Origin of the sequence: Fervidibacillus halotolerans (assembly GCF_026547205.1) — a bacterium.
Lineage (GTDB): Bacteria > Bacillota > Bacilli > Bacillales > Caldibacillaceae > Fervidibacillus > Fervidibacillus halotolerans.
The window spans coordinates 1,480,047-1,499,418 of the sequence record NZ_CP106877.1; the positions used below are offsets into that span (position 1 = coordinate 1,480,047).

Consider the following 19,372-nt stretch of genomic DNA (forward strand, 5'->3'; position numbering starts at 1 on the left):
CCTCCTTAATATTCTGCCAATTCCCTCATCGCTTTTTCAATTTTTTCCGGATTCATCATAAAATACTTTTCCATCGGTGGGGCAAAAGGCATAGCGGGAACATCAGGTCCTGCCAATCGCATAATCGGTGCATCTAAATCATAAAGGCAATATTCAGATATAATGGCTGCAACTTCGCTAATAATACTTCCTTCCTTATTGTCTTCAGTAATAAGAAGTACTTTTCCCGTTTTTTGTGCCGCTTCGATAATCCCTTCCTGATCCAAAGGATATACGGTACGCAGGTCGAGAAGGTGGACGCTAATGCCATCTTCGGCTAATTTTTCTGCTGCTTGTAGGGCGAAGTGGACATTCAATCCGTACGTAATAACTGTAATATCTTCTCCTTCCCTTTTCACATCCGCTTTTCCGATCGGTAAAACGTAATCATCTGTAGGGACTTCTCCTTTAATTAATCGATATGCCTTTTTATGTTCAAAAAAGAGGACCGGATCATCATCCCGAATGGCAGCTTTTAACAATCCTTTTACATCATAAGGAGTTGAAGGCATAACAATTTTTAATCCCGGCTGGTTGGCAAATATCGCTTCCACTGATTGGGAATGGTACAAACCACCATGTACCCCTCCACCGTAGGGGGCACGGATCACGACTGGGCATTGCCAATCGTTATTGGAACGATATCGAATCCTCGCCGCTTCCGATATAATTTGGTTAACGGCGGGCATGATAAAATCAGCAAATTGAATTTCTCCAATTGGTCTAAACCCGTACATTGCAGCTCCGATGGCCACTCCGGCAATCGCGGATTCGGTCAGGGGCGTATCGAGTACTCGCTGTTCACCAAACTGCTCGTAAAGTCCTTCCGTCGCCTTGAATACGCCACCTTTTTTTCCAACATCTTCCCCTAAAACAAAGACTTTCGGATCTCGTTCCATTTCTTCACGAATTGCCATTTTCACCGCTTCTATATATGATACGATCATACCCTTCCCTCCTATTCTTTATATACGTATTTTAAGGCATCTTCCGGTTTTGGATACGGCGCCTTTTCTGCATAATCGGTTGCGTCATTTACGATGTCAGTAATTTTTTTTGATATTTCTTCCGTTTTCTTCTCATCCAAAATGCCGACATCTTTTAAATACGTTTCTAAAAGTAGAAGGGGATCTTTTTTCTTCGCATCTTCCACTTCTTTTCGATCCCGATACGCCCGATCATCATCATCACTGGAATGGGCGGTAAAACGATTCGTCATCGCTTCAATTAATGTAGGTCCCTCTCCACGGCGAGCACGATCGGCGGCTTCTTTAACGACCCGATAAACTTCAAGCACATCATTTCCATCCACGGTAACCCCTGGAATTCCGTAACCTTCTGCTCGTTTTGCCACACTTCCGCCAGCCAATTGCTTGGATAAAGGAACGGAAATCGCATATTTATTATTTTCAACCATAATAATCACCGGAAGTTGATGGACACCGGCGAAATTCAATCCTTCATGGAAATCACCTTGATTCGAAGAACCTTCTCCAAGTGTAACGAAGGAAACGAAGTCTTTCTTTTCCATTTTCGCTGCCAAAGCAAAGCCAACCGCATGGAGCACTTGCGTCGTCACAGGAGAAGAGCCGGTGACGATTCGATTTTTTCGTTGACTGAAATGGTTAGGCATCTGTTTACCACCGGAATTCGGATCTTCCGCTTTTCCAAAGGATGCGAGCATCACATCCCTCGCCGTCATTCCAAAGGCTAATACGACACCCAAATCCCGATAATACGGAAGACAATAATCCTTTGTCCGATCCAAGGCGAAAGCAGCACCGATTTGTGCACCTTCCTGTCCTTGTCCCGATATGACGAAAGGAATTTTTCCGGAACGGTTTAATAGCCATAACCGTTCATCTAAACGCCTTGTCAACAGCATTTTTTCATACATTTCTAAAAGGGTCTCATCGGATAAACCTAATTTTTCATGACGATGTTCCATCATATACCTCCTTTATTTGCTAAAATTTTATTAAAATATTATTCAAAACGGAGCAATCATTTAACCATGAATCGCCTTCCCATCGACGGATAAACTTAATTCTGCAAAGATTTCTGAAAGGGACGGATGGGGATGAATTGTTTGATTGATTTCCCATGGAATGGCATTTAAAAAGAGTGAAAGACTAGCTTCTGAAATTAGTTCGGTCGCCTTTGGACCGATGATATGAATTCCTAATAAATCATCCGTTGCCTCGTCCACAATCATCTTCGCAAATCCATCGGTTTCCCCTTGAATCAACGCTTTTCCAATTCCTTTAAAAGGGAATTTCCCCATTTTAATTTTATAACCTTTTTCAATTGCTTCCTCAGTTGTAAAACCGATACTGGCTGCTTCGGGATTCGAATAAATCGCTTTCGGGACGAGACGGTAATCGAGGGGATCAGGATTTAACCCTTTCATATGTTCCACTGCGATGATTCCTTCTCTGGAAGCCACATGGGCAAGTTGCATTCCCCCAATACAATCCCCGATGGCATATATATGCTTTTCCTCTGTTTGACAAAATGGATTGACTTCGATAAATCCATCTCCGGTTCGAATGGCTGTATTTTCCAATCCGATTCCTTCGATATTCGCTTCTCTCCCGATGGAGACGAGCATTTGATCAGCTTGAAGTTCTTCCAATTCACCATTTCGCTCCATTTGAACCGTTACACGGGAATCCTTTTTGAGGGAATCCGGTATAATTTTTGCTCCTGTAAAAATTTGAATCCCTTTTTTCTTAAGCTGTCTCGTCATTTCTTTACTAATTTCTTCATCTTCCGTTGGTAAGATTCGTTTCGCATATTCCACAATCGTGACCTTCACGTCGAAATCTGCTAACATGGAAGCCCATTCTACACCGATTACTCCTCCTCCGATAATCAACATCGACTTGGGCAATTGTTCTAAACGAAGGGCGTCATCTGATGTTAAAATCATTTTTCCATCAGCTTCTAATCCAGGCAATTGCTTCGGTCTAGATCCTGTCGCAACTAATACGTATTGGGGGATCAATAGCTCGTTGTCTTCTCCATTTCCTTTTTCAACCGAGACCGTACCAGGAAGAGGAGAAAAAATGGAAGGACCGAGGATCCGACCGGTTCCATAATAAATATCAATCTTTCCCCTTTGCATTAAAAATTGGACACCTTTATGTAACGTTTCTACAACATATTGTTTTCTCTCTTGAACCTTTTCAAAATCGAGGGCTACTTTTTCTACCTTCATACCGAATTCTCGACTTCGTTTCACCGTTTGATACACTTCCGCACTTTTCAACAACGTTTTCGTCGGAATACATCCTGCGTGTAAACAAGTACCTCCAAGTTTCTCTTTTTCTACAATTGCCGTTTTCAAACCGAGCTGACTTGCTCGAATGGCAGCAACATACCCCCCAGTTCCCCCTCCTATTATGACCAGATCATATTCTTTAGCCAAAAAAAATCACTCCTTTCCCTATCGATCATTCTTATAATCTCTTTTTTTCGGAATCTTTTTGTATGAGCGATGGGATTATTTTAAACGATTTCGTAAAATATGCTTTTCATTCGGAAGAAAAGTACTTTTCGTTTGACGCATCCGTTCGATTCTCTCTTCTGCCATTCGGTCGGCAGCCAAATAAGTCGGTATTTGGTCTCGTTTTGAAATTTCAAATACCTTTTCCAAATTTGTATAAATTTGTTCGACTTTTTTCATCGCCCGTTCACGCTTATAACCGTATAATTCATCCGCCACATTAATGACCCCACCTGCATTGATCACATAATCAGGGGCATAAACAATTCCCATATCAAAAAGCATGTCACCGTGACGATTTTCCTTCAATTGATTATTGGCAGAACCGGCGATTACCTTTGCCTTTAATTTAGGGATCGTTTCATCATTTAAGACAGCACCTAATGCACAAGGGGAAAATACATCGCTTTCGACTTCATAAATCTCCTTCGGGTCAACCGCCTTTGCACCGAATTCCTCCACGGCTCTTTTCACCGGTTCTTTATGAATATCCGTAACAATTAAAGACGCACCTTCTTCATGTAAATATTTACAAAGATGATAGGCGACATTCCCAACGCCCTGTATGGCTATGACCTTTCCCTCTAAACTTTCCGACCCGAAATATTCCTTTACCGCCGCCTTCATTCCTTTATATACACCGTAAGCTGTTACAGGCGATGGATTCCCAGAAGAACCAAAAGCCGGTGAAATTCCCGTTACGAAATCCGTTTCTTCATGGATGAGATCCATGTCTTCAACGGAAGTGCCGACATCTTCTGCAGTGATATATCTTCCATTTAATCCTTGGATAAAACGACCGAAGGCACGAAATTTTTCTTCGTTTTTATCCTTGCGCGGATCCCCGATAATAACCGCTTTTCCGCCACCGAGATTCAGACCAGCTGCTGCATTTTTATAAGTCATTCCTCGAGCGAGGCGGAGGACATCGTCAATGGCTTCCTCCTCAGATTTATACGCCCACATCCTTGTTCCTCCTAAGGCGGGACCTAACGTCGTATCATGGATGGCGATGATTCCCTTTAAACCAGATTGTTTGTCTTGCACAAAATGGAGTTCTTCGTAATCATATTTTTCCATATATTTTAATATTTCCATCGGTATCTCTCCTTCCTAGATGTACCTTTATTAACAATATAGTGAATAGAGCGTTCCGTCAAATGATAATGCAAAAAGTGTGCCAACGAAGATATGTAAGCGCTTTACGTTTTTTTGAATACGAAACTTGAAAAAAATTGCATTTCCTACAATTTTTTGCATGCAATATTTTTCATGAATTGTTAAAGGGAGTACTTTTCTAACTTATAATACAAATTCCGAATGGAAACACCGAGTTCCTCTGCTGCCCTTGTTTTATTTCCCCCGTGCTTTTTTAAGATTTCAGTAATCACTCGTTTTTCGTATTCTTCTACTAATTCTGGGAGGGACTTTCCTTGATGAAATGAATTTTCCTTCGTTGGATAGGATTGATCAAAATCATTTAATCTCGGTAAATGGGATGTATCGATGTAACTTTCATTATATTCCATAAAAATAATCGCCCTTCCTAGAATGTTTTCCAATTCCCGAACATTTCCAGGCCAATGGTAAGAGGATAAATAATCGATCGCTGCTTTTGTAATTCCTTTTACCTTGCGACCGTAATCCCGATTAATTTTTTCGATAATTTTATCGCATAATGCCGGTAAATCTTCCTTTCTATCTCTTAAAGGTGGGATGTGGATCGGGATTCGATTTAATCGATAATATAAATCTTCCCGAAAATTACCTTTAGCAACTTCCTTTTCTAAATTTTTATTTGTAGCAGCGATAATTCGAACATTGATTGGAATCGGCTTCGTTCCACCTACCTTAATAATTTCCTTTTCTTGAAGGACACGGAGAAGTTTGGCTTGCGTACTTAACTGCATCTCTCCGATTTCGTCGAGAAAAATACTCCCGTTATTCGCTTCTTCAAAAAACCCTTTTTTCCCTCCCCGTTTCGCACCAGAGAAGGCTCCTTCTTCATAACCGAATAATTCACTTTCCAAAAGGGTATCGGAAATAGCGGCACAATTGACGCGAACGAATTTATTATATTTCCGATCGCTTTCATTATGTATAGCGTGGGCAAACAATTCCTTCCCCGTACCGGACTCTCCTTGCAAAAGGACGGTGGCAGGAGTTTTTGCGCCTATTTTTGCTTGTTCTTTTGCAATCATCATTTCTTCAGAATGACCGATAATATCATCAAATGTATATTTCGCTTCCAAAGATCGAATGCGTTCCTTCGCCTTTTCCAATTCTGCCATTAAAGATTTGATTTCCGACATATCGTGAATAACACCGACACTCCCCTTTAATTGGTTGTCGACGATAATCGGTGCAACGTTAACGATGACTTCCCGTTTTTTCGGACCGACCTTCATTTTCACACCGCGAACGGGTTTTTTCGTTTTCAAAACATGGTAATGCATACTTTCCCCTTCAGAAATATCGATTGTCGCTGGTTGTCCATAAACGTCCGACTCCGTTAAACCAGTCAATCGGGTGTAGGCGGGATTGATTAACAATCCCCTTCCATTTTCGTCAACGACAGAAATGGCATCATTGCTAGAATAAATAATCGCTTCAAGCATCGTTTGAATTTCTTTCAAATTCGTTATTTCACTCGCTAGTTGAACGACTTCCGTTATATCCTTAAATACAGCAAAAGCCCCGTGACATTGATTTTTTTCATCGATAATCGGAATTCGGGTTGTAATAACCTTCTTTCCATTTGGAAAAATAAGTTCTTTATTTATCTCCGTCTTTCTTGTTTTTAATGTATCGATCAATTTGGATGTTGGAATCATTTTCTGGACAGGCTTACCAACCGCATCCGTTGTTGATATTCCGGTAATTTTTTCCGCCGCCTTATTGAAGGTCGTAATCGTTCCGTTTTTATCGACGATAATCATTCCATCGTGGATCGAATTGAAAATCAAGTCGTCTCGAACCGTTTTATTTTTTAATTTTTGAATGAGCATTTCTTTTTCTTTCATTAATTGCACGACGATTAAAGCAATGGAACCGGGGATAATCGTATAATCCTTTTTCAACTTTTCCAGCTGGGTGTAAACGGTTGGATCACCCGTTACATCGATGATAATATCGATTGAATCATTTAAATATTTTTTCCAATCGGTACCCCGTTCAATCCCCTCTTTTTCAGCTAATTGCATCCCTTTTGCATTCGGATCTTTATCGATTACAATCTGAACTTTTAATGATTCCATCTCTTTTAAAAGATGTAAAATCGCCTGTCCACCACGCCCCGCCCCGATTACCATGACATTTTGCACGTTTGTCCACCCCTTTAATACGAAAGACAATTCGTCTTTAAGACATTTTAACGAAAATCAACTTTCTTGACAAATTTCCATATTTTAATAATATTTTTGTAAACATTCCATTTTAGAAAGGACATGGTTTATGACTCGATTAATCGCTTTGATTATCCTCGTCATTCCAGGAATCGTCTCAGCCTATGGAGTAAAGTTAATGAGGGATGCGATATTTTCCGAATTGTCCAATCCCTTTTCTTCCATATGGATACAATTTCTCTTTGGTTTCCTCATCTTTTTAGCCGGTGTCTTCTTTATCGGCGGTTTCATTTATCGAAGAGATAAAAAAAGGAAAAAAGTGACAAAACGCCTCGGGAGAAAGCGGTGTACCGATTACAATTGATCCTTTACTTTCCTTGCTAATGCAGGATAATCGCTAATAACCGCAGATGCCCCTATTTCCATGTACATTTTTAAATCTTTTTCTTTGTTTACCGTAAAGGGGCGTACTTTAATGCCTTCTTTTTCTGATATTTGAATCAATTCCTTCGGGGCTACTTTATAATGCGGGTGGATTGCCTTTGCTTTAATCGATTCGGCATAAACCCAAGGCATATATAAGCCTTCCATAAAAAGGGGAGCTGTTTCAATATGGGGGGCTAATCGATAACTATAGACAATCGCATAATGGTTGAAGGAAGAAATAATGATTCGGTCATCTAAATCATATTTTTGAATGAGACCGATTACTTTTTCTTCCAATTCATGATTAGTAACCGAGGTCGTTTTCAATTCGATATTACATATCATCTCCGTTCTTTTAAACCAAGATAAAAATTGTTCCAATGTCGGTATTTTTGCCGGGTATTTGCCAGACTGAAAACGATATCCGGCGTCTAATTTTTGTAATTCGTCTAATGTAAAATCCTTAACAAACCCTTTACCATCGGTCGTTCGGTCGACCTTTTGATCGTGAATAATGACAATCTTCCCATCCTTCGATAATTGGACATCCAATTCAATCCCATCCGCCATGTTTTTCTCAGCTTCGTAAAAGGCAATCATCGTGTTTTCCGGTCGGGTCCCGCTCGATCCCCGATGGGCAAATATTTGAGTCATAAATATCACCTTCTTTATTGTCTCCTTCAAGTATATGCGAAAACATTTCGAAAGGGAAAAATAATACACCGATTTCCGAATACACGCCCTTTTGCGGAATGGGAAATATTTACTAAAAAAAACCAGGAACAAATCGTCCTGATCCGTTTAAAACCCATTAAATTTTTCCTATCCAAATCACCATGATCACAGAAATAGCAATCGGAATACCGTCGAAAAAAATCATGGAAATAGGATCGAATCCTTCTGTCAAACCTTCTATTGTCGGGCCAAAATTCCTGCAAAACCCACGTCTATGACGCCTGATGTTCCAAACGCAACTTATCTGCTACCATCGCGATGAATTCACTATTCGTTGGTTTTGCCCTTGACATGGAAACGGTATAGCCGAACAAATTGGAAATGGATTCGATGTTTCCCCTACTCCACGCAACTTCGATGGCATGACGAATCGCCCGTTCGACTCGACTCGGGGTCGTATTGTATTTTTTTGCAATATCCGGATATAACACTTTCGTAATCGAACCGAGGAGTTCGACATCGTGATAAACCATAGCAATCGCTTCTCTTAAATACAAATATCCCTTAATATGAGCCGGGACACCGATTTCATGAATAATATTTGTAATGCTCGCATCCAAGGTCTTCGGTTTCTGTTTTACGCTTCCCATTTTATATTTCGTCGTACTTTTTCCCTTCGATGTAGTTATACCACTTACTTGCTGAATTTGATGAATTAATTGTTGCATATCAAAGGGTTTTAAAACGAAGTAAGAAGCTCCTAATTCTACTGCCTTTTTCGTCACATCTTCCTGCCCGAAAGCCGTTAACATAATCACCTTCGGAGGTGATTCTTGAGTCCGTATCTCCTCCAGTACGGCCAAACCATCCAAATGGGGCATAATAATATCTAAAAGTAGCACGTCCGGCTTTTGTTTTTCCAAAAGATTTAAGCACTCCTGCCCGTTATTTGCGATTCCGATCACTTCCATATTTTCCTGTTCGTCTATGTAATTTTTGAGCAATGTGGTTAATTCTTTATTATCATCTGCGATACAAACCTTTATTTTCTCCACAAAACTTTCCCCCTCTTATGAATACTTAACATGAGCATTTTGCAGATTTTTTAACCCAAGAGTTACAAGGTTTTTAACGAAATAAAAAAGGACTTCACCCCTTATTTATAGAATTTTGAAGTGACCCAAAAACAAAATTCATAAGGAGGAAGTCACTTTGTATATTCTACAAGAAAGTCTATTTTCCTTTGAAGAATTGCAAATTTTAGAGTCAAAAGAGAAATTACCGATCTTTTTTAGTGCTCTAGATTTGCGTCCTTATGCTAAACAATTGAAAAGTTCTTCACCCCAAGGGGCTGAAGGCTATTGTAGAGAGGGGATATTAAGGGCTCTTATCGCCGCCCCATTAGAAAAAATTGATACCTTCACTGAACTTCACAATCGTTTAAAAAATGATGTGCGCTTTCGATACCAATGTGGATTAGATATTAGTCGTCCTGCACCGTCTATTTCTACGCTAAGTCGGGTGTTTTCAGATCTAACTCGAAAAGGTCTGGCAAAACAGATTTTTCATGATCTCGTCTCAATTGCTCAAGATGAAGGAATAATCGATGGAAGCCATCAAGCCATTGATAGTGCTGCCATCGATGCTTATGAAAAGAAACGACCTAAGAAAAGATGTGAGCATACAGGCAATGCAAATTGGGGTGCTAAGTTTGATTCATTTGGCAATAAAATTACTTGGTTTGGTTATAAGATGCACCTTTCAGTTGATACCAAAAGCGAATTGCCGATGGCAATTGAAGTAACCCCCGCTCATATGAATGACGGAGATGTTGCCCCACAATTAATTGAGCAAGTCAACCAATGTGTAAAAACGAAAATCGAATATTTGATTATGGATGCAGGCTATGACCAACTGAAAAATTACGAATCCGCCAAGAACATTGGGGCACAAGCAATTATCCCATTGAATTTGCGTAATGAAAAAGAACCTCCAGCAGGAATCGCTTCAAATGGAACCCCACGTTGTTCTATGGGATATCATATGACTTATTGGGGATCCGAAAAGAATCAACTTAAGTTTAGGTGTCCCCATGCTACTGGAAAAGTTGATTGCCCTTTGGGCATGACTGCATGTTCTTCTTCCAACTATGGGATGGTTGTAAAAGTAAACACTCTTAAAGATTTACGAAGATATTCGATTCCTCATCGTGATACAAAGCGTTGGAAAGAACTATATAATGAACGAACGAGTGTAGAACGCTGTAATTCAAGAATGAAAAGTTATTTAACCGCAAATTCTTTACACATAAGAGGAATTGAAAAAGTAAAAACCCATATCTATTTAAATGCAATTGTGTTAATAGCTTCAGCACTAGCAATGAACAAGCAAAGTAGAAAGCAAATTGCTATTTAAAAATAATAAAAATTCATAAATTCTGTAAGTATGCTCAAATTTGTGGATTGATCCCTTTCTAAACTTTATCAAAATTATTGTAATAAAACATCTGATTATAATCAGCATTTTTTAAACGCTTTTTTTGTAGAAAATCAAATTTTGCAAAACACTCAACATAAAAACATCGTATTTAAACTTTTCGACAAAACGAAAAAAATTCCTTTTTATTTTTAAAAATATGACCTTTTTCCTATTTCTTTCTTTACAAAAATCGATCATTTTGAAAAAAAGGCAAGGGAATAAACGCTCCCTTGCCTTTAACTTGCCTTTTCCAAATGATTTTTACCGATATCAATTCCCGCTTCATTTAACATCCATTCGATATGGACCCCGTAACCACTTGTTGGATCATTGACGAAAACATGGGTAATAGCTCCGACAAGTTTTCCGTTTTGAATGATCGGGCTTCCACTCATTCCTTGGACAATGCCCCCCGTTTTTTTCAATAATTCCGGGTCGGTAATTTTAACAACCATTCCTTTAGTTGCAGGGAATTTTTGTGGAATGGAGCTGACGATTTCGATATCGAACTGTTCCACCTCATCATTTTCTACTACGGTTAAAATTTTCGCTGGTCCCTTTTTTACCTCCCTGGAAAAAGCGATCGGAATAGGCTGATCCATTAAACCGTTTCGGATATTTTTCCTTAACGTACCATATATGCCGAATTGGTTGTTTTTGTCGATATCGCCTACAATATGTTTTTCCGACAAAAACTTTGCTAATTTTTCACCTGGCGCACCGTTTGTTCCCTTTTGAATCGAAGTAACAGTCGACGGGACGATATAACCTTCTTTAACGATAATCGGCGATTTCGTGTCCATATCGGAAATAACATGGCCTAAAGCGCCGTACTTTTTCGATTTCGGATCATAAAATGTTAACGTCCCAATCCCCGCTGCCGAATCCCGAATAAAAAGACCGAGTTTAAATTTGCCATCGCTTTCATCTTTTTTTGGCGTTATTTCCGTTTTGATCTTCTGCCCTTTTCGTTCAAGGAGAATCGTTAGCTTTTCTCCCTTTTTTCCAGCATTTTGAACGACCGGACCGATTTCATTAACCGTTTCAATGGCATGACCATCGATTTCGACGATAAGATCACCGGCGTGAATGCCCGCCTTTTCTCCAGGTGATAATTTTCCCTTCCCTGTTGAAACTTGGTGAAACCCAACGACGAGCACGCCCTTCGACTGAATTTTTACGCCGATTGATTGTCCACCAGGAATGACTTTTAAATCCTTTAACACATTTACATTGAGCTTTTTTACCGGAATCCCTGCGATATCAAAAATAATTTCGCTTTTTCCGAAGTCTTTCGCTTCTAGGGATAACGCCTCTCCCTTTTCATACACATCGATTGAGTCATTTTCCTTCGACACAGTCGCAACCGCCGCATAAGGTAATTCCATTCTTTGCCCTTCAAATATTGAAATTTCTCGAGGCATATTTAATAATTGTCCGAGTGGAGAAAATAAGCCGACGAAAACAAAAGAAACAAGGAGAATCCAACCGATTATTTTTCGAATACACTCAATTCTCAACCTTTTCACTCTCCTCGCTTCTTATCCACAAAAAAGAACTTACAACTTACAGTAATAATGTAGCCTACGATCCATTGAAATATAATTGCTGTCTGAAAAAAAATACTGTATACACTGGGAAGGTTTGTCTATTTTTCCGCCTTGGGCACTGAGTTGGATTTTTTCTTCCGGGCAATATCCAACATTTCCTTCGCGTGAGTAATCGTTGCTTCCGTTATACTGCTTCCAGAAATCATTCGGGCAATTTCGGTAGTTCTTTCTTCTTCGTTCAAAGTACGGATCGAAGTGACGGTACGGTCCCCTTTCATTTCCTTCGTTATAAAATAATGGTGATCTCCCATGCTGGCAACTTGAGGCAAATGGGTAATGGATAAAACTTGCGAGCCGATGGAAATATGAAAGATTTTTTCACCTATAGATTGGGCGACCCGTCCGCTAACACCTGTATCCACCTCATCAAAAATAATTGAAGTAACCCCTTGATGGGTGGAAAAAATCGTTTTTAGCGCTAACATGATTCTCGAGAGTTCTCCACCAGATGCGATTTTCGCAAGAGGTTTTTTCGGCTCTCCAGGATTCGTACTAATTAAAAATTCTACCTCGTCGATTCCGTCCGGTTTAAAATCCGACCCAGTGTCAAAGTGGACTTCAAATTCGGTCTTTTCCATATATAGATCTTTCAATTCCTTTTGGATCGCTTTCGTTAATTGTTTGGCCATCCGTTTTCGCAAATTGGATAGATGGTTTCCTTCAACGAGTAAATCCTTTTCTACAGAACGTAATTTACTCGTCATCTTTTCAATATAGCTTTCCCGGTTCGTAATTAACTCGATCTCCTCTTCAATTTTTGCTGCATATTCTAAAATTTCTTCGATCGATTTTCCGTATTTTCGTTTCAACTGATGAATTTCACTTAATCGTTCTTCCACCTGATTAATTTTTTCCGGGTCAAATTCGAATTGGTCCAAATATTGCCTTAATTCACCGGTCACATCTTCCAATTGATAATAAAAATTGCTAACTAAATCGTATAGGGATTTAAACTGTTCATCAATTTGTGCAGCATCTTCCAAATGGTTCATGGCCAAACCTAGCCAGTCGAGGCCCTTTTGTTCTCCTTGAAGGGCATCGTATCCCATTTGTATTGCATTATATAGTTGTTCATAATTCATTAATTTTTTCTTTTCTTTAAGGAGCGTATCATCTTCCCCAATCTGTAAATTAGCACCTAATATTTCTTGATGTTGGAAAGAAAGGAGGTCTAATTTTTGTGCCATCTGTTGTTCGTTTTCGGTTAATTTCTGTAATTCCTTTTTTAGTTTTTCGTATTCCCTGAAAATTAATGCGTATTCCTTTAACGTCTTTTTCACTTCATCTCCGCCAAATTCATCCAACAATCGCAAATGGGACGTACGATCCATCAACTCTTGATGTTCATGTTGACCGTGGATATCCACAAGAGTACTTCCTAACTCCCGCAATGAAGAAATGGTAACGAGCTTTCCGTTAATTCGACAAACGCTTTTTCCTGATACATGGATATCCCGTTTTAATACGACCATTCCTTCTTCCACATCAATTCCAATTTCACGCAGTTTCCAAATGGCAGGATGATCATCTTCAATTAAAAAAAGACCTTCGATTTCCGCTTTCGTTGTTCCGTGACGGACAAAATCAACCGAACCCCTTCCACCGACGAGTAAATGAATCGCATCGATAATAATGGATTTTCCAGCACCTGTTTCACCGGTTAGTACGGTAAACCCTTTTTGAAAGGAGACGGTGAGTTCATCGATGATGGCGAAATTTTTTATCGATAATTCGGCTAACATCAGCTTCCCCCCAACTGATTTCATGATAGCATATCTAATATTTTATTTTTGAAAGTTTCCGCATCCCTTTCGCTTCGCATGATGATCAAACACGTATCATCACCACAAATCGATCCGACGATTTCCGACCATTCAAGCTGATCGATCAGGGCGCCAATTGCTTGGGCATTTCCTGGAATCGTTTTTAATACGATGAATTGATTGACCATATCAATTTTTACAAAAACATCGAAAAGGCTTTTTCTTAATTTTTCCAACGGATTAAATCGTCGTTCAACCGGTAGACTATATTTATATCTGCCATTTTTCGAAGGAATTTTTACTAAATGCAACTCCTTTATGTCTCGGGAGACGGTTGCTTGAGTAACGGGAAATCCCTCTTTATGTAAAAGAGCGACAAGCTCATCTTGCGTTTCAATATCGAATTTCGATACAATTTCTGTAATTTTTAAATGCCTTTTTTCTTTGCTCATTTCTTTCACACCCCAAATTTTATCGTAGAACGTCGGTTCAATTCTCTCTTTTCCATTCACTTTTATTTTACACGAAAACCTTTGCAAAGGAGAATAAATTCAACGAAAATCAAAAAAGGGAGAAGGTATTTTCTTCACCTCTCCCTTCTTTCTTTAAAAATGTTCATGGGCTTGTCGAACTAATTCGTCGATATCTTGATTCCAAAAGTTTTCTCCTTGTTTATTCGTTCCCGACCATTTAATGTGCAATAAAAATTCAATATTTCCATCCCCACCAGTAATCGGAGAAAAGGTAATATTGTAAAGATCAAATCCCTCTTTTAAGGAAAAGTCGACAATCTCTTCAATTACGAACCTGTGGGTTTTTGGATCACGAACAATTCCTTTCTTTCCTACGAATTCTTTTCCGGCTTCAAATTGGGGTTTAATTAAAGCAATGACATCACTATCCGGTCTAAGTAGTTCTTTTAAAGGAGGCAAGATCAACTTTAAAGAAATAAAAGATACATCAATACAGGCAAATTGCGGGCGTTCACCTTTTAAGTTCTCCGGTTTCATATACCGGAAATTCGTTCGTTCCATAACCTTTACCCGTGGATCCTGCCTTAATTTCCATGCTAGTTGATTGTAGCCAACATCGATTGCGTAAGAATATTTCGCACCATTTTGCAAGGCACAATCGGTAAAACCGCCCGTCGATGCACCGATATCAATGATCACTTTATCCTTAACCGAGATATTAAATTCCTTTAACGCTTTTTCTAATTTATATCCGCCTCTTGAAACATAAGGCATTTGTTTCCCTTTAATTGTAAGAGGAATCGAAGGAGAAACCTTTTGGCCTGGCTTATCCAATCGTTCTTCATTGGAAAAAACAATACCGGCCATTATGGCACGCTTTGCCTTTTCCCTCGATTCTGCCAAACCCTTTTCAACGAGTAAGTTGTCTAAACGTACCTTTTGTTCTTTCATACATCATGCCCTTTTTTTCTTATTTTGATATTGTTCGATCATCGTTTGGGTGATATTTTCGACAGTTAATCCGACTTCTTTTTGCAAGCTTTTCACATCACCTTGTTCAATAAATCGATCCGGTATACCCATTCGGATAATTTCCGCCGAATGGAATTTATGAACACTGGCAAATTCCAATACAGCACTTCCAAAGCCGCCCTGTAAAACGGCCTCCTCAACGGTAACAATGGGGATGTTTTGCATCAAAAGATTTTTTAACATCTGTTCATCAAGAGGCTTAATGAAACGGGCGTTAATGACTTTGACATAAATACCGTATTTTTCCAACTGTTGAGCTGCTTTCATTGCCATCGGAATCGTCGTACCAAATGTCAGAATGGCACCATCAGCACCTTCCCTTAACACTTCCCAAGAACCAATTGGTATTTTTTGCCATTTTTCATCCAAAGGTACCCCTAATCCGTTTCCTCGAGGAAAACGCATCGCAATAGGGCCGTCATCGTATTTTAAAGCGGTATAAATCATATGTTGAGCTTCATTTTCGTCCTTCGGCATCATCAATACCATATTCGGCAAATGGCGTAAAAAGGCAATATCAAAAACACCTTGATGGGTTTCTCCATCCGCTCCAACGAGTCCAGCCCGATCAATGCCGATAAATACGTTCAAATTTTGACGGCATATGTCATGAACAATTTGGTCATAGGCCCGTTGGAGAAAAGTAGAGTAAATGGTCAAATACGGTTTCATCCCTTCGATGGCAAGTCCCGCTGCCATTGTCGTCGCATGCTGCTCGGCAATACCGACATCGATCACTCGATCCGGAAATTCATTTTGAAACCCTTCCAATTTGCTTCCAACGGTCATCGCTGGAGTAATGGCAACGATTCGAGAATCCTCCCGAGCAAGCTTTCTCACCGTTTCACTAACGATTTTACTCCATGATGGGGGAGAATTGACTGGTTTTACGAAATCCCCTGTCTCAATTTTGTACGGACCGGTACCGTGCCAATTTCCCGTTTTATCACTTTCTGCTGGATAATATCCCTTTCCTTTCTTCGTAATGACGTGAAGCAATACAGGGCCTTCGGTTTTTTTCGCATACTTTAAGCTCTCAAATAACTCATCAAATTGATGCCCGTCTACCGGACCTAAATACGTAAAGCCAAGTTCTTCAAAAAACATTCCTGGGACGAGAAAATATTTGAAACTATCCTTTAATCGTTCAGCAGTGGATGCCATCATATTACCAACGGCAGGAATCTTTTTAAATAAAGATTCGATTTCATCCTTCGCCCGATTATACTTACCTGCTGTACGAATTCTACCTAATAGATTATGGAGAGCACCGACATTCGGAGCAATGGACATTTCATTATCGTTTAAAATAACGATCATATTCTTTTTCTCATGGCCGATATGATTTAAAGCTTCCAAAGCCATTCCACCGGTTAATGCTCCATCACCTATAACGGGGACAACGTAGTACTTTTCACCCCTTAAATCCCTAGCTGTAACCATTCCCATAGCCGCAGACAAACTTGTCGAACTATGCCCCGTTTCCCATACGTCATGCTCACTTTCCGACCTTTTTGGAAACCCGCTTAAACCTTTATATTGCCTTAACGTATCAAATTCCTTCGCCCGTCCCGTCAAAATTTTATGCACGTAAGTTTGATGTCCGACATCCCATACGATTTTATCCCTCGGGCTATCAAACATACGGTGAAGAGCAATCGTCAATTCAACAACACCGAGATTCGGTCCGATATGACCGCCTGTGATCGATAGTTTTTCCACGAGGAATTTTCGTATATCACTACTGAGTTTCTCCAATTCTTTTATAGACAAATTGCGTAAAAAGGACGGGTCCTCGATCGATAGCAAATCCACGTAGGAACACCCACTTTCATTCAATTATCGTTTCCTGTTTTCTTTAATTATAACGATATGAAATTTTTCATCAAGAAATTGAAATAATTTTCCGGCTTGTAAAATGATTTGCTTCGAATAATTGATGGCAAATGTTTTTCCGAACGCTTTACCTCCAACGGTGAATGCAGCGATAAAGCTAGTAAAAAGTACTGAGATGACATATTCCTTAACAGAGCCACTACCGATGGAAAACTGGATTGCCAATTGTACGATGACGATGGCAGAGGCTGTTCCACTGACGATTCCAGCGATATCGCCGATGACATCATTGCAAAATGAAGCCACTTTATCTGCATTTCGAACGATTCGAATCGCATATTTCGATCCGTACACTTTATTTGCCGCCATCGAGTGGAAAGGGATTTCATCGGCAGAAGTTGAGGCAATACCGATCATATCGAATACGATTCCAATGAAAACGATGGTGAAAACAACGATGATTCCTAAAATCCATGTAAGACCATCTAAAATATAATTAGAAAAGATTGAAAAAATAGCCGCTAACACAAATGTGATAACGGCGATCGAAACACTCCATTTTAACGAATTTTTAAAAGTTTTCCTCATCATTCGACTCACTTTGCCTAATAATATGTAAAAAGAGGCGTATAGCCCCTCGCTTGTGATCATGGATAAAATCAACATTGCGGCTTAGGTCCAGTAGGTTTTCCCAAGCAAATACCCGGTGTCGCCAACCAGGCGGTTTCCCTTTAAAATTGCCTTAACCGTGTCGCCATCGATTAGACTGGATTACCACTTAGTCCGCACTCTAATCCTTTATCCACGTTCGTTACGAAACAGTCTAGGAGTTTCCTCGAACAGTTCGAACTAAACCTTAGCCTCTTTTGCAAAGCAGATTTCATACGGACGGAAGAATACGTACTAGCGGCCAACTTTCCGTACCTTTTAACCGTAATCCCCTCGTACTTCACGCAAGGCAGGCTACACTGCCTGTGGCTTTCCCACAAAGACAGGGTTTCACTTTGCAACGGTTGCCCAATTGCAAAGCCTCCGCGGTCAAAGGGTCTACGCCCGCATGCCATTGCGGATCGCCCTTTAACCTTACTCCCAAAAATGACCCAGGGCTGGGCGCCCCAAGCCAAATTCAGAAACTTCATCGATGTGCCCTTTAGTGGATTTTTAGCCCCACCTTCAAGTTCAGTGAACTGACTAGAATACTGCATCACATGAACGCTTTCCATTATATCACAAAGTATTGACATCATCAATACAACTTCAAACAGTAGCGAATCATTCCCTTTCTAAAAGGGAGCATTAATGATCCCGTGAACCGATCAAATCGGTAATCATTTCGAGTTTTTTCGTATGTAAAGGGAGTTCTGCAAGCAATCGTTTCGCTTCAGTTACGTGTCCATTCAATTTTTCTTTCGCTCCATTCAATGTCAATAAACTAGGATATGTGCTTTTATTTTTATTTTTATCACTACCCGTTTGTTTTCCAATTTTTTCTGGTTCTCCTTCGATGTCTAAAATATCATCTTGAATTTGGAACGCTAAACCGATATGGTAGGCAAATTGTTCTAATTTTTCCGTCGTTTCCTGATCTGCATCCGCCAAAATCGCTCCGGCTTTGACACAGAACGTAAGTAATTTTCCCGTTTTGTTGGCATGGATCTTTTGCAATTGATGGATCGAAAGTTGTTGATTTTCCCCCTCCAGATCGGCAACTTGTCCCCCAACCATTCCTTCTGGACCGCTTGCTTTAGCCAACTCTCGAATCAAAACTATTTTTTTTTCACAAGGGAGAACGGAAGATGGAATTTCCGATAATAATTGAAAACTGTATGTGAGTAATCCGTCGCCAGCCAATATGGCCATCGCTTCACCAAATACTTTATGATTCGTCGGTTTTCCCCTGCGCAAATCATCATTATCCATACTCGGTAAATCATCATGGATTAAGGAATACGTATGGATCATTTCAACGCTTATGGCAACTGGAAGGCCATAGGTACCGTCCATCCCAAAAGCGTCTAAAGTTGCGAAAATGAGAAGCGGGCGAATGCGTTTTCCTCCTGCTTCCAAAGAATAGATCATGGATTGTTTTAATGTATCCGGCATATGTAAGTTTTGAATATTTTTCGACAATTCCTCATTTAATAACGTGATGAGTGGCTTCATTTCTCTTTGAAAATCGGTCAATCGG

15 protein-coding genes and 1 pseudogene are annotated in these 19,372 nt (G+C 39.8%); 2 read left to right on the forward strand and 14 right to left on the reverse strand.

Annotation, left to right across the window (positions count from 1 at the left end; translation table 11 throughout):
* Nucleotides 1-5: 5 nt before the first annotated feature.
* The 5 genes from OE105_RS07070 to OE105_RS07090 form a co-directional block, all read right to left on the reverse strand.
* Nucleotides 6-986: an alpha-ketoacid dehydrogenase subunit beta gene (locus tag OE105_RS07070; RefSeq protein WP_275419515.1), complete on the reverse strand. Its 981-nt coding sequence runs from the start codon at nucleotides 984-986 to the stop codon at nucleotides 6-8.
* Nucleotides 987-997: 11 nt separating this feature from the next.
* Nucleotides 998-1,990, reverse strand: coding sequence for a thiamine pyrophosphate-dependent dehydrogenase E1 component subunit alpha (locus OE105_RS07075; protein WP_275419516.1), 993 nt, complete (start codon nucleotides 1,988-1,990; stop codon nucleotides 998-1,000).
* A 57-nt stretch (nucleotides 1,991-2,047) separates the two neighbouring features.
* On the reverse strand, nucleotides 2,048-3,469 hold the full coding sequence (gene lpdA / locus OE105_RS07080) for a dihydrolipoyl dehydrogenase (protein ID WP_275419517.1): 1,422 nt from the start codon (nucleotides 3,467-3,469) through the stop codon (nucleotides 2,048-2,050).
* 75 nt (nucleotides 3,470-3,544) lie between these two features.
* Complete coding sequence (locus tag OE105_RS07085) at nucleotides 3,545-4,645, reverse strand: Leu/Phe/Val dehydrogenase (RefSeq protein ID WP_275419518.1); 1,101 nt, start codon at nucleotides 4,643-4,645, stop codon at nucleotides 3,545-3,547.
* Between the two features lie 182 nt (nucleotides 4,646-4,827).
* Complete coding sequence (locus OE105_RS07090; protein ID WP_275419519.1) at nucleotides 4,828-6,870, reverse strand: sigma 54-interacting transcriptional regulator; 2,043 nt, start codon at nucleotides 6,868-6,870, stop codon at nucleotides 4,828-4,830.
* Nucleotides 6,871-7,000: 130 nt separating this feature from the next.
* On the opposite strand from OE105_RS07090, the gene OE105_RS07095 reads away from it, so the two are divergent.
* Nucleotides 7,001-7,255: a DUF2627 domain-containing protein gene (locus OE105_RS07095; RefSeq protein WP_275419520.1), complete on the forward strand. Its 255-nt coding sequence runs from the start codon at nucleotides 7,001-7,003 to the stop codon at nucleotides 7,253-7,255.
* On the opposite strand, the gene OE105_RS07100 is transcribed toward OE105_RS07095, so the two are convergent.
* Both OE105_RS07100 and spo0A read right to left on the reverse strand, forming a co-directional pair.
* On the reverse strand, nucleotides 7,246-7,971 hold the full coding sequence (locus OE105_RS07100) for a glycerophosphodiester phosphodiesterase (protein ID WP_275419521.1): 726 nt from the start codon (nucleotides 7,969-7,971) through the stop codon (nucleotides 7,246-7,248). The genes OE105_RS07095 and OE105_RS07100 overlap by 10 nt on opposite strands.
* Before the next feature lie 293 nt (nucleotides 7,972-8,264).
* The gene (gene spo0A, locus OE105_RS07105; protein WP_275419522.1) at nucleotides 8,265-9,047 is read right to left on the reverse strand and encodes a sporulation transcription factor Spo0A; all 783 of its coding nucleotides are present in this window, start codon (nucleotides 9,045-9,047) and stop codon (nucleotides 8,265-8,267) included.
* Nucleotides 9,048-9,204: 157 nt separating this feature from the next.
* Here spo0A and OE105_RS07110 point away from each other — a divergent pair, with 157 nt between their 5' ends.
* Nucleotides 9,205-10,407 carry a transposase gene (locus tag OE105_RS07110; RefSeq protein WP_275419523.1) on the forward strand — a complete coding sequence of 401 codons (1,203 nt, stop codon included), beginning with the start codon at nucleotides 9,205-9,207 and terminating at the stop codon, nucleotides 10,405-10,407.
* 299 nt (nucleotides 10,408-10,706) lie between these two features.
* Here OE105_RS07110 and spoIVB read toward each other — a convergent pair whose 3' ends face one another.
* The 7 genes and pseudogenes from spoIVB to OE105_RS07145 form a co-directional block, all read right to left on the reverse strand.
* The gene (spoIVB, locus tag OE105_RS07115; RefSeq protein WP_275419524.1) at nucleotides 10,707-11,990 is read right to left on the reverse strand and encodes a SpoIVB peptidase; all 1,284 of its coding nucleotides are present in this window, start codon (nucleotides 11,988-11,990) and stop codon (nucleotides 10,707-10,709) included.
* Between the two features lie 128 nt (nucleotides 11,991-12,118).
* Nucleotides 12,119-13,822 carry a DNA repair protein RecN gene (gene recN / locus OE105_RS07120; RefSeq protein ID WP_275419525.1) on the reverse strand — a complete coding sequence of 568 codons (1,704 nt, stop codon included), beginning with the start codon at nucleotides 13,820-13,822 and terminating at the stop codon, nucleotides 12,119-12,121.
* Between the two features lie 20 nt (nucleotides 13,823-13,842).
* Nucleotides 13,843-14,295: a transcriptional regulator AhrC/ArgR gene (ahrC, locus tag OE105_RS07125; protein ID WP_275419526.1), complete on the reverse strand. Its 453-nt coding sequence runs from the start codon at nucleotides 14,293-14,295 to the stop codon at nucleotides 13,843-13,845.
* Between the two features lie 109 nt (nucleotides 14,296-14,404).
* Nucleotides 14,405-15,267, reverse strand: a pseudogene (locus OE105_RS07130) (TlyA family RNA methyltransferase).
* A gap of 3 nt (nucleotides 15,268-15,270) precedes the next feature.
* Nucleotides 15,271-17,163, reverse strand: a complete 1,893-nt coding sequence (dxs, locus tag OE105_RS07135; protein ID WP_275419528.1) for a 1-deoxy-D-xylulose-5-phosphate synthase — start codon at nucleotides 17,161-17,163, stop codon at nucleotides 15,271-15,273.
* A 24-nt stretch (nucleotides 17,164-17,187) separates the two neighbouring features.
* Nucleotides 17,188-17,775, reverse strand: a complete 588-nt coding sequence (locus tag OE105_RS07140; protein ID WP_338030898.1) for a hypothetical protein — start codon at nucleotides 17,773-17,775, stop codon at nucleotides 17,188-17,190.
* 705 nt (nucleotides 17,776-18,480) lie between these two features.
* Nucleotides 18,481-19,347: a polyprenyl synthetase family protein gene (locus OE105_RS07145; RefSeq protein ID WP_275422124.1), complete on the reverse strand. Its 867-nt coding sequence runs from the start codon at nucleotides 19,345-19,347 to the stop codon at nucleotides 18,481-18,483.
* Nucleotides 19,348-19,372 lie beyond the last annotated feature (25 nt).